Source organism: Roseobacter phycocola (genome assembly GCF_042055075.2).
Lineage (GTDB): Bacteria > Pseudomonadota > Alphaproteobacteria > Rhodobacterales > Rhodobacteraceae > Roseobacter.
Genome location: NZ_CP194012.1, coordinates 33,509 through 45,410, shown reverse-complemented (window position 1 = coordinate 45,410; position 11,902 = coordinate 33,509). Strand labels below are relative to the sequence as shown.

The following is an 11,902-nucleotide window of genomic DNA, read 5'->3' as shown; positions in this document are numbered from 1 at the left end:
GAGCTGAAAAGTAAGATGACTGGTGGTGGCAATGGGTTTGATTTCTAAATTTTGCCATAGGCGCTATCTGGTGCGCAGTTTGTTACAAGCCTGCAAAGTAGATATCGGGTTCATTGGTCGCCAAAGACTCTGCGTTCGCGTTGATGCGAAACCGCCAGCACCCGGCGCCGTCTGCCATGTGCCAACTTCCAGATAGTCGTCGGGGAATTTTGCACCAAAGGAACTCAGCAAATCGATTGAAAGGCTGCGCGGACCGCCCGTTTCCTGCAATACCCAAGCTCGGGCAATTTTTTCGCATGGAGCAAGTGCCAAACCCGCTTCAACAAACTTCTGACTGCCTTTGTAGCCGCCAATTGTCCATGCATGCCCCAGCCCTTCCGCATTCAGAGCAAAAACGATTCCAGGTGATTGGCCCGATAGATCCAATAACGGTGTGCCTTTTTGGAACTCACTGCCTTGGGCTATATCTCTTACGACCTTGACATAACTTGCGAAGTCATCGGACAGAAATATTGGTGTATTTGCCGAGCCGTAGGCGACGGGTGATCTGTTTTCCCAAATAGGTGCTGATTGTCTGTAGGGCTTTTCCGCACCAGCTTGCAAAAGCAGGATCGAAATGGACTGTGTTGCCAGTGCCAATACGGAGATAAAAGGCCAGGGATTTCGCCCCCGCAACGCGGGCGCAAATATCACTGTACCTGCAAGCAGCCAGAAAATGCCGGCAGAAGTCCCGTTGCGCCAGTAGTTTCCATTGGTTCCAAAAGCGTAGATGTGAGGTAGAGCGAGAAACAGCGCTATTATGGCCCACTGCTCGCGAGTAATCTCGGCAAAAGCTTGCATGCGGTGGCACAGCAAATGGAAAAAAATGACCGCACACACGAGGCTAAAAAGTAGCATACCCTGAAACTGGCCAAAGTCAGCGACCTGCCGGACCTGGTCAGTAGCCATCGCTACTGTCGCTGCGAATAAAAACAAGCAAATGAAGACGCCCGCAGATTGCGCCGTACTGCGTTTCGACTGAAAGCTCCAAAGTGCAATTAAAATGATCAAAACTAAAACGGCAAAAAAGCGTTCCGTGTCGTCGTTCATGTTGAAACTGTCCAGCCGCAGCATTTGGCCGATTGTGTGCCCGCCTTGCAGAAGGTTAGATAGTTCCAGACCCAATTTGAGCCTTTGAATAAAACCGAAGACGGAGCCATCGATTGCGAAGGCCCCTGCGATTGTAAGGCTTGTTGCAACGCTGGCTGATAAAAAAAGCTCTCGAATTGATAACCTGCGAGACCAAATGACATAGAGCAGAATGCTGATTGCAAGAGCAAGAGCGGTAGTTGGCTTAGCCATAAAAGCCAGCCAACCGCCGGTTCCAATCAGTATACAGCCTAGGGTATTTTGGAGTTTGCTCTCCCGATCGCAAATCAACAACCCAATGACTGTGACGATCAAAGCTTTCAGTGCGAGTGTATTATAACTTGGGGTGATTATCCAGGAATCGAAGATGGTAAATACGCTGCAAGAAAGACCTGCAGACAAGATTAGGCACGTAATCCAACCCGGCTTGTGAATTGTGTCGAATCTCGCCAGTACCAAGAAGCTCAACAGCCATGCGAGGATGTAAGTAGTAAAAAAGTTGACAATTCGAAAGCGGACAACGTCACCGTCCAAAAGAAGGTAAAGCGGGTGATAAATAAACCCAAATTGCGTTACTGATCCTGGGTAATGGTAGGGATCTGAAATCCAAATCAGGTAAAAGCTCTCATCAGTGAAGTCGATGCCATAGGCGCCGTACCCAACAAGCCAGACTACAACCAAAACAGAGCCGACAGCGCACAAGCCGTTAAGTAATTGCTGCAAAAGTGATTTTGGCATTGTTGGTCCGACATCCTTCTGCGCCATTGATGTGCCCCTCAAGGCACCCCTATTCATATCGAGAGCCTGCGGGTGCAATACCCATATTCGTCGTTTCTGGTTTGGACAAGCGCGTTGGGCGAAGAGCCTTCTAATACTCGAGTATCTTACACGTTTCTGTGGACTTCTTGCTGCCCGAGTGATCGATGAGGCGTGAGGCTATTTTAGTCGTATTGACGTAACGTAAGGTTGCGCCGAGCACTGTCCGGGTTATCGAATATCTCTTCATTCAAGACCACATCCCACAAGTTGCCAAAGTTGGCCCGACTACGGCACACTGCTGCGCCCTGTCCGGATCGATGTTGCGCCAGCCGACGCCTTCGTCATTTGTCAAATTTCGGATTGTCTGGCTGACAAGCTCGTTGTCATTGTAGCTGAAAACATAAGCAGGATGCACATAGAGGCAAACCTAGCGTGCTTGCCGCCGATGGCTTCTCTTCCTTCTGTGTCCCTAGGTTGTCCAGCGTGAAACTGGGCCGGATAGTGCTTAAAGCGAAAACAACGAGTTTGCACGACCGGCGCGGTGAGATGCTATTTTCCCGCATTGTTCCTAGCATTTCATCCAGCCGTTCGGTAAGTCTCATCAGCGCAACACCAGCAAATCCTATAACAGAGTACTTTCCGGAGTCGTTTCGGGCAACAGCCGTTTGATCGTGGCGTCTAATGAAAAGCCTGTTTATATCTGTCTGCTCCCTCGAAAAGTTATGCAAATTCCGTATTGGAACGAAGGAAGTCTCTTGGGTGCGTTACGAAGTTTGACTTAGGCAACGGAAACGTTTTCGGGTTGAACGGCGAGATTCGCCGGGAGCCTTGCTTTACAAGAACGGAGCGAAGCTGGCGCATCGCGCATTTTGCCAACATTTATGTTGGTGTGATATTCGTGGTGCAAAACGCCCGTTCTTGGTCCGCCACCGACTATTAGGATCGAAAAAATCGTTTAATAATGCCACTAATTCTCAAGAATTGCGAGGCCAATCCCAGTCTTCCCATACCCATTCCCGTTATACAACATGTACATTTGTCCATTATGCTCGAAGACATACGGGTATTCTATCATTTCAGAGTCCCAACCGTGTTCAGATACAGATAAACCGGCGAAATTAAGCGCCAGCTTCCAAGTCTGCCCGTGGTCAAAGGATTGAGCATATCCTATCCTATAAGGTGTTCCAGTTCCAGAGCGGTACGAGAACCACATTTCCAAGGACCCATCCGCTTTTCGAATTACGCTGGGTCGAGAAAATGCTTGCGCCACGCCTTCTTGAAACGGGACCGCGATACCATTCCGTTTCCATGCATGTCCATCCTCTGACGATGCGTGTTTAATGACATGTACCATTTCGTCATTACCACTGGTCCAGCTGATCGTCGAACCGTACCACATGTCAAAACCTTGTTTTGGTCCGGGCAAAACCCATGGATAGGAAAGACTGATTGGGTCTTCGGCATCTGATGCCATAAATGGGTAATCTGTTGAGCCGTCCAGTGTCAGTTGTAAATCATCATTGACGCTTATTCGTCCAATATCGCCTCGCCAATGCCCATCATTTGGTGCTTGCCAGCCCATGAACAGCATGTAGACTTGCCCATCGGCTTCATAGCAGTTTCCTATGCTAACCCCATCAGCGAAAAAGCTCCCCTGATCTCCATGCTTGAAAAATGGTTCGGAGTGAACTGTCACTAGTCTGCGTGCTACCAGGTCAAAATCGATTGCCCCCACAGATGAGCGATTCTGAATGTCGCGCGCACTGAAAAAAATTCGGAACACGTTCCCTTGCAAAAGCACTGGCAATGGGTTCGCCGCATGCGACAAGAGCTTCGGATGCAAAGCTATGTCAGCAGAATATATCCTGCCGAGTTTTCGCCATTTGGGCATCAGATATTTCTGATCCTTGTGCTGGGTACACGTGACCGTTCGGAGGCTGGCGCCAAGTAAACGCCCTCTGGTTCTGCATCTGTCAGCAGTAGCGACCCGGCGCCAAGTAAACACCTGTCGCCAATCGTGATGTGATCACGCAAGGTAGCGTTCACGCCGATAAAACACTGTTCCCCAATCGTAACGCCTCCAGATATCACGACCTGTGATGCTATGAATGAGTGGTCACCAATCTGCGAGTGGTGGCCGATGTGGTTCCCGCTCCAGAGAGTAACATTGTTGCCGATTCGACTGAAAGGCTGAACTGTGTTATCCTCCAAGATAAAGCAATTCGCACCGATCTGGCCGTTATTTAAAACCGTCGCTTTTGAACTGAGATAGGTGGCCAGTTTGTAGCCCATTTCTGCTGCAGCAAAATATTTATTTCTGCGGACGGCGTTCAACTTAGCATAGCTGATTGCGATAAACATCTCATATGTTTCGGCGGGAAATGCACGCGCGACCTCTTCGAAAGCTACAACGGGCAGGCCTGCCTTCGTGCCTTCTTTCATGTAGGCTGAATCCACGGTGAAGGCTACGACTTCATATTCGGAATCCTCAGCAAAGTAGTAGTTCGCCAGTTCCGCAATTTCACCGGTTCCGAAAATTACAAGTTTTTTCATCTCACTATTTTCTCACCAGAATTGTAAATTCGTACAGCCCATAGTCATGCAGGAGAGCTACATTTTTTGAATACTTACGGATACAGAGATCTAACATCCAGCTGGGGTCTGCGTAGAACAGGTAATCGCGCATTTTTTCTGCGTCCGAATAGGAGGTTAGGCAGTTGAACGCAAACCCACGTGTATTTCTCGCATTCATCATGTCGAGGGTCGTTTCGATATAGATCTGCCAAGCCTCGTCCGAAAAAGACTGCCGCACGTTAAAAATTCCACTGGCAATAGCAAAGTCGCTTGTTTGATCCGGTTCGGCGGCGTGCAGGAACCGACACCCTTCGACTGTCCGGAAACGCGCATTTGCTTCTTTGATCATGTGCGGGCTGATATCGACGCCTAAATAGCTCGCCCGTGGGAAATGCTCTCTCAGGTAGCCGAGGAAAGCTCCGTAGCCGCAGCCGATGTCCGTCAGCGACGGCGCTTCCATCGACACAGGAACGATTTTCAAAAGCTGATCAAATCTCAAATGCTGGCTGTCGTGCCCATTCCAGTCGACACCCTGTGGCGTCTGACCGTACGTCTGAATCTTGTCGGAATAATAGTTTGCCACTTCCTCAAGAATATGCTTTTCGTCGATGCTCATGCTGCTTCTATCTTGCACAAGAACGCGCCACGGTGGCGGCCATGCTCGGTGTTATGGTTGAAGTGGAACAGGGTTGTCTTGGCTCTGGTGTCATGCATAGTTGAACTGGCATAATCGACGCAACCCCTCGGTATCGGCTACCCAAAAAAAACGCCCATGAGAAAACCTGTTTTTCTTGCTTCCGCAGCGATCCGTGGAAACTACTAAGAGTGAAGCGATGCTTTCCGACGACACAAAGATTCCGTTTAATTGGCCACACATGACGGGTCGGGAATTACACTATATCTCTCAGGCGCACATGAACGGCAGGCTTGCCGGAGACGGGCCGTTTACCCAAAGGTGCCATGGGTGGCTGGAACGCCAAACAGGATGCAGCAAGGCGCTTCTTACCCATTCGTGTACCGCCGCACTGGAGATGTTTGCTCTGCTGTTGAACATCAAACCAGGCGACGAAGTTATTATGCCGTCTTACACTTTTGTGTCGACTGCCAATGCATTTGCCTTGCGGGGAGCGGTTCCCGTGTTCGTTGATATCCGTGAAGACACCCTTAATCTGGATGAAAAACTGGTAGAAGCGGCCGTCACATCGCGCACACGTGCGATTGTTCCGGTGCATTATGCCGGTGTTTCCTGCGAAATGGACGAGATCCTCGAAATCGCTAAGCGCCACGACCTCGCTGTGGTCGAGGACGCAGCTCAGGGCATGATGTCGACATACAAGGGCCGGCCTCTTGGTAGTATCGGCGATCTGGGTGCATTCAGTTTCCATGAAACCAAAAATCTGATTTCCGGTGAAGGGGGCGCATTGCTGATAAACAATCCGGATTTAACTGAACGTGCTGAGATTATCCGTGAGAAGGGTACGGATCGTAGCAGATTTTTCCGCGGCCAGGTGGACAAATATACATGGCAGGAGGTTGGATCTTCATTTCTGCCTGGCGAGCTGATTGCCGCATTTTTGTGGGGTCAGTTTGAGGACGCTCAGGAAATTACACGTGACCGCCTTGCAAGCTGGCATCGGTATCATGAATTATTGGCTCCACTGGAACACAATGGGATGCTCAGGAGACCGGTTGTTCCGGAGCATTGTGAACACAACGCGCACATGTACTATGTACTTCTGTCGACGGAGATAGACCGGGAGACCGTGCTGGAGCGGCTCAGGATTAGCGGGATTGATGCCGTTTTTCATTACATTCCGCTGCATTCATCGCCGGCGGGGCTGCGCGTTGCCCGCACGCATGGAGAGCTTTCTTCGACGGAACGCATAGCAGAAAGTTTGATCCGGTTGCCGCTCTGGTACGGACAGAAAGAGACAGTTCAGAGCAAAGTTGCAGATGTACTTGCAGAGTTCGCCTCAAAAACGACTGTCTGAACCAACTGGGGCATTTGGACCAGCCCTGTCTTTCTTTGTATCGCCGCTTCCACTTGGGGTTGCGTCTTGGCGCAATTGACTGCAAACCGGTGCTCGTGACGCAAACCCGGAACAGTGATTGAGTATACATGCTGGAAAAAATCGCGATATTCCAACTCTGGTTCTTTATTTCCCTGCTGCCTTTTTGGCTTGTCTACTGGCGCTTTGATCGCGCTGCAGCAGTATTTGAGAATGCGACTGAGAGACTGGCCAGTTTGGGCACTTGGCGGGGGGGGCTGAAGGGTGGCTTGGGCGAGATACCAAAGTTTGCTTTTTTACGGATGGCGTTGGGAGTTTGTTTGCTGTATCGCACGCTGCTGATTGCAGACTATGCTTACCCTGAAGACTGGACTGAGCCCGCGTTTGTATTTTGGCTTCTGGTGCCTGCTGTTTGTTCTGTTTCCTTAATAGTGGGGCTCTTTACGCAATGGTCCTTCATCATGCTTTGTGTCTTCCAGTGGCAAGTTGGCGAAAGAGCATTGGGTTCTGCGACATTGGGCAACGATGTTGCGGCGATTTTATCCCTGCTTCTCTTTTTGACAAATGCTGGCAGCCGGGCCTCTCTCGACGGGATTTTGATTAAGCGGTTTCCGACCAGCCGTCGTCGGCTATTGTATTTTTCTATCACTGACCGGGATGTTGTAGCCGCTAAGGTACTATGTCTGTTCTGCTACTGGTTGGTGTGCGTTTATTCTTTTTCGATGCATATCTCGGAAGATGCATGGATGCAGGGCTTTGCTGGGCCTCAGCTTCTGACAAACAACTTCATGAACCGGTATCATGTTGAATTTGTGAACCTTTTCCAGAAACTTCCTGAAGCAATTTACTTCTTTATCGGCGGTATGTGGATAATGCTGCCATGGTATCTCTTTCTCTTGCCCTTTGTTTTGCTCGGCGGGTTTCTCAGGGTTTTCATTATTGGGTGGGGAATACTGTTCTTTTGTTTGAGCGCCTTTGTTCTGACACTTGGCTGGTTGGCAGAGTTCGAGTTTATTTTCTGGGCGGCTCTCTTCCTGTATCGCTCCGGGAAAGTTGATCTGATCTATGACGACAAATGCAATCTCTGCGACCGGACAGTAAACACGGTAAAAAGGCTGGATCTTCTGAACACTGTGCGTTTGAAACCAATCTCTGATAATCTTGATTGGGCAGCAGGGCAGAATTTGACGCATGAAGATGTGCTGCGAGATCTGTTTGGGTATGATGAGCGGCGACAAAAGTTGGTTTCCGGGTATGATCTGTACCTCCTACTGACCCGAAGCGTCATAGTACTTCTTCCGCTCTGGCCGATTTTCTATATTGGAAAGCTTTTGCGAATAGGGCCAGCGATCTATCGGTTCATAGCGGATCGCCGGATTAAGTATTTTGGCATGTGTATGTTGCCGACCCCCAAGCCAAGTTGGACACTCAAAAGCACGATGAACGTGTCCGCACCTCGCGCGATCCCGGTGCTGACAAGTCACGTTCTGTTTTTGAGTGTATTCTATGTCGCTGCAATCCCTGCACCTTTTGTGGGCTATGATGCTTTTCCAAACAAATTAGCGCGTCTAGCACACACTTATGGAATCGCGCCGATCAATGTGTTCAACCGAACAGATCTTATGATGACTGAGATCTGGTTTGTTCTCGAAGAAGCCGACGGAACATTGGTCCCCGTTTTCACCGAGAACGGCAGTCGCGGGGAATACCACAGATCAGACAGGGTTTATTTCGGTGGGACGGTACGTTTCAGACGCTGGGCGATCGGACAGAAAGGATGTCTGTTTCAAAAGGACTCGGTTCAAAAACTGGTAAATAACCTTGGAAAATTGCATACCTACAAGACCGGATATGATGGAGAGTATGTCTACAGGCAATATTACCAAAGAATAGCAGATGCAGACAAAATTCTGAGGATGGAATATGTGCCGGGAGACGTAGAGGTTGTCTGCGAAAAGGCTTTTGTTTCAGCACCATCAAACTGAATGCTAGTCTGGCGTGCACTACTTCTGGGTAGTCGCCGGGAAGACATAATACTTGAATGCCAGGAAAAGGTAGGGCGCGACTAGAAATATCGCAATTGCTTGTACCAATTGATGCGAGTACCCAAGTCGATCGACAAAGATCAGAAGTAGGGCCAGATTGAAGAAGTACCCACCCAGATGTGCTATCGAGTATCGTAAAGCCGATGCAGCTACACCGTCTCGATATGAAAATGTGAGCCGGCGATTTCCGACATAGCCAACAGTTGCCCCAACCGCATATAAAAGCGTCATGGCCTGCTTTGGTGGTAGCCACAAATAGGTCACCAGCAAATATAGCAGATAGCCTGCAAGGTTACTTGCAACACCGACAACCGCATATCGTAGTAGCTGGTTCAGCAGGGTCTTGTATTTTTCAGTTACTTCCATGATCACAGACTGCGATCCACGATTCTATCGAGTTTTGTCTTCGCTACCCGGTTGGCTTGTGCCCCGGTTCTCCCAATCCTGCGAGGTGTTTTCATACACCTCCTGAACGACCGAAACTGGACGGTCTTTCACCTCTTCCAGTATTTGTTTGACATAAAGACCGATAAGGCCGGTAAATACAGCGTTCAGGCTGAAAAAGAAGACTACGACCGCCATCAGCGATGACCAGCCGTCGCGTGGGACACCACTCATGCCAAGAGCAACAACATAAATACCATACGTTAATCCCACAAAGGCGAGAACAAGGCTGATGTAGAACATCAGAAGCAGTGGTCTGCTGCTGAAGGAAGTGATTGCGAGAAACATCAGGCTGACCCGCTTGCTCAGAGAATATGTCGTTTCCGAAGAGCCTGATTTTTCAAATGTAAACGAAGCCTGCGGATAGCCAGCTAGGATCGAAAGCGGAACAAAAACTGGGTTTTTGTCCCTGAATGCGAGAAGAGAGGCAACATAGCGCTGCGTCATTAGACGGATGGTGGAAACATTTCTTGGCAGCTCCACTTCGCTGAGTGCCCCAAAGAGTTTGTAAAACATCTCACCGGAAATGCGCTCTATCCGCCCGCCCTTTCGCTGTTTCTGAACGCCATAAAGGCAATCCACAGACATCTCTCGCATTTGCGCTACCATTGGAACGAGAAGTCGGGGATCTTCCTCCAGATCGCTGTCTATCAAAAAAACAAATTCACGTTTTGCGTGCTGCAGTCCAGCAAGCATTGCTTTGTGGTGTCCGAAATTGCGACTTAGCTTAATAAGTCGCACGCGTGGTTGTTTGCCGACGATATCACGTACCAGCGTTGCAGAGGCATCCGGGCTACCGTCATCTACAATAATGACCTCAGCATCGAACCCGGCCTCTTCGGCGGCCGCCAAAGCTCGTTTCACGAAAACATCAATAGTGGAGGCAGAACGAAAGGCCGTAGTGACGATTGAGAGGCCGGGTAAGTCATTCGGTGTCATTCAGGTAGCTGCTTTCCCACGCGACTGGAACCACGTTTCTACGGACTGAAATTCTTCGAGACCGAAACCGAGAAGCCGTTTCTGATTATCGCTGAAGTCGGTGTTGTCTCCGAGGATGGAGGGCAGATGGAACTGCTGACGCATCATCGGAATGGTGAAAACGTGGTTTATTGCACGCCGGTCTCTCGTAGACCGATTGGTACTGCCGGCATGGTACAACATGCAGTCCAACACGATAAACGTACCTCGAGGGACTTCAATTTGTTTTTCATTAGTTTTCACCAGCGCCGCAGGGGGGAAAGCCTCCCGATGTTGGCTGGCAGGCACAACACGTGTTGCGCCGTTCTCTAATGTAAAGTCATCAATCGCAAAAAGTGCATTGATTGCGAGTGGGCGTGAGCTTGTGAAGTGCTGATATGGCAAGTCGCGATGGTACTTTGATTGATGATAAGCACTTGAGTTTCTTCTGTTTATCAAGCCGTTTACTTGGTTGAGTATATAATAGTTTCCAAGCAAGCGCTCCAACAACGAATGAAGAGACGCATTGAAAACAATGTCCCAGAATGCCTTCTCATGAGCTGGAAGAACCCTGATGGTATCACCTTCGTTGATCTTCTGAATATCATAGCCCTGATTCAACGCCTGCGCGGCATATTTGTCGGCCGTTTGATCAAAAAGATCTGAGTACCTGTCCAACTCTTCCACGGTGAAACCAGCGTCTAAGGTTGTATAACCCAGCAGTCTTATCTCTTCTTCCATAATATCAAGCCGGGTGGCTCCCGGGCTTTCCTGTTGCACTCCATATCGTTCGATATTTGTCATAGAGCCACTATGTCCGATGTTTGAATGCAAGGGTGGTATACTGCTTTACCTAGATCACTGAAACGCCGATGGATCGCCGGCCAGCTTCTTTCATGCACGGCCGCGACGATGCTGCAGACACCCGACTTCAGGAGTGTTTCCATGTCGAAAATAGGTTTGCTGTGAAAGCTGCTTAGCGTCGGAGCGTCCACTGCGAAGCCGTCTGCAGCTTGAACGATATCCGGACAATATGCTGCCAAGAGGTCTGCATATTCGCCCGCGCCGAAAATCGCGTAGGGTTTTGATTTGAGCGCGTCAGTCAGGTTTTTCGTCGCATCACACCATGTGTTGAGATAGGCGGCACGTCGTGCCGATAGGTCGGGACAAGAGGAATAGATATGCTCTGATCTTCCGGACTGCTGGAAAAGATGCATTGCGAATCCTTGCAATGGTCCTGTCAAGGTGTGTGATGCAACCAGCTCCAGCCCCGCCCTTTTCCCAAAAATACTGAGAGACTTCGTCGTCAGACTGGACAGGTGGTCATAGAAAAGCAGCTCTGAACTTGGATTTTCACCATCAGGACATATCACAAGTACATTGCCTTCCGACCGGATTGAATTATTACAGGCGAGCAGAAATGTCTCTGGTGAAATACTATGTTCTATAACGTTGACCGACAGGCACAGATCAACTTCCGGAACATGCAAATCGTGAAAGTCTTCTGCGAAACCCCGGTAGATAGAAACACCTGCTGAGCTCCGTAAAGATGCCGCTTCAGCAAGCACAGGGCTAGGTTCCAGTCCAATGGCTGATGAGCACTTCCATTGACTCGAAAGTGCAGTCAAGAGGCTGCCCATTCCGCAACCCATTTCAAGAACCCTGTCTGGAAGGGAAACACGGTTTTCGCCTAGGAAAGAGAGAATCGCTTCGAAATAGTGTGCCGCGCGCCGTGTTTCCGCAACCGTATCGCGTTGCCCCAGGTTGTACTTCTCATCAAATAGTTTTCGGAGTTCCTCCGTATCCGGTGGTGAAGCATGAAATCCGTACCCACAGTTCGAGCATGACAATTTCCGCAGTACATACGGTAACCTTTGACCGTCACTCAGCATCGAAATAGATGGATGCGGTACGGGCAGGCTCGATAAATCCAAAAATCCACACGCCGAGCATACGTTTTTCATTGGGGTCGCCAAAACGCGATCC

At 49.5% G+C, this 11,902-nt stretch carries 10 protein-coding genes; 2 read left to right on the top strand and 8 right to left on the bottom strand.

Translation table 11 applies throughout. The features are described 5' to 3' along the window. Positions 1-63 precede the first annotated feature (63 nt). From AB4K19_RS20700 to AB4K19_RS20685, 4 genes are all read right to left on the bottom strand, one after another. Positions 64-1,893: a hypothetical protein gene (locus tag AB4K19_RS20700; protein WP_436399652.1), complete on the bottom strand. Its 1,830-nt coding sequence runs from the start codon at positions 1,891-1,893 to the stop codon at positions 64-66. Positions 1,894-2,854: 961 nt separating this feature from the next. After that, positions 2,855-3,781, bottom strand: coding sequence for a hypothetical protein (locus tag AB4K19_RS20695; protein ID WP_436399661.1), 927 nt, complete (start codon positions 3,779-3,781; stop codon positions 2,855-2,857). Beyond that, complete coding sequence (locus AB4K19_RS20690) at positions 3,778-4,440, bottom strand: acetyltransferase (RefSeq protein ID WP_375227371.1); 663 nt, start codon at positions 4,438-4,440, stop codon at positions 3,778-3,780. The genes AB4K19_RS20695 and AB4K19_RS20690 overlap by 4 nt, the downstream gene beginning before the upstream one ends. Before the next feature lie 4 nt (positions 4,441-4,444). Beyond that, positions 4,445-5,077 carry a class I SAM-dependent methyltransferase gene (locus AB4K19_RS20685; protein WP_375227372.1) on the bottom strand — a complete coding sequence of 211 codons (633 nt, stop codon included), beginning with the start codon at positions 5,075-5,077 and terminating at the stop codon, positions 4,445-4,447. Positions 5,078-5,294: 217 nt separating this feature from the next. On the opposite strand from AB4K19_RS20685, the gene rffA reads away from it, so the two are divergent. Continuing rightward, positions 5,295-6,452, top strand: coding sequence for a dTDP-4-amino-4,6-dideoxygalactose transaminase (gene rffA, locus AB4K19_RS20680; protein ID WP_375227393.1), 1,158 nt, complete (start codon positions 5,295-5,297; stop codon positions 6,450-6,452). A gap of 128 nt (positions 6,453-6,580) precedes the next feature. After that, positions 6,581-8,455, top strand: a complete 1,875-nt coding sequence (locus tag AB4K19_RS20675; RefSeq protein WP_436399651.1) for a thiol-disulfide oxidoreductase DCC family protein — start codon at positions 6,581-6,583, stop codon at positions 8,453-8,455. Positions 8,456-8,473: 18 nt separating this feature from the next. Here AB4K19_RS20675 and AB4K19_RS20670 read toward each other — a convergent pair whose 3' ends face one another. From AB4K19_RS20670 to AB4K19_RS20655, 4 genes are read right to left on the bottom strand one after another with little or no spacing between them, the layout of a single operon-like run. After that, positions 8,474-8,881: a GtrA family protein gene (locus tag AB4K19_RS20670; RefSeq protein ID WP_375227394.1), complete on the bottom strand. Its 408-nt coding sequence runs from the start codon at positions 8,879-8,881 to the stop codon at positions 8,474-8,476. Between the two features lie 24 nt (positions 8,882-8,905). Further along, positions 8,906-9,898 (bottom strand): glycosyltransferase family 2 protein, encoded by a 993-nt coding sequence (locus tag AB4K19_RS20665; RefSeq protein ID WP_375227374.1) that lies wholly within the window; start codon positions 9,896-9,898, stop codon positions 8,906-8,908. After that, complete coding sequence (locus AB4K19_RS20660; RefSeq protein ID WP_436399650.1) at positions 9,899-10,720, bottom strand: phytanoyl-CoA dioxygenase family protein; 822 nt, start codon at positions 10,718-10,720, stop codon at positions 9,899-9,901. Continuing rightward, positions 10,717-11,880: a class I SAM-dependent methyltransferase gene (locus tag AB4K19_RS20655; RefSeq protein WP_436399649.1), complete on the bottom strand. Its 1,164-nt coding sequence runs from the start codon at positions 11,878-11,880 to the stop codon at positions 10,717-10,719. Before AB4K19_RS20655 ends, AB4K19_RS20660 begins: the two co-directional genes overlap by 4 nt. Between the last annotated feature and the right edge of the window lie 22 nt (positions 11,881-11,902).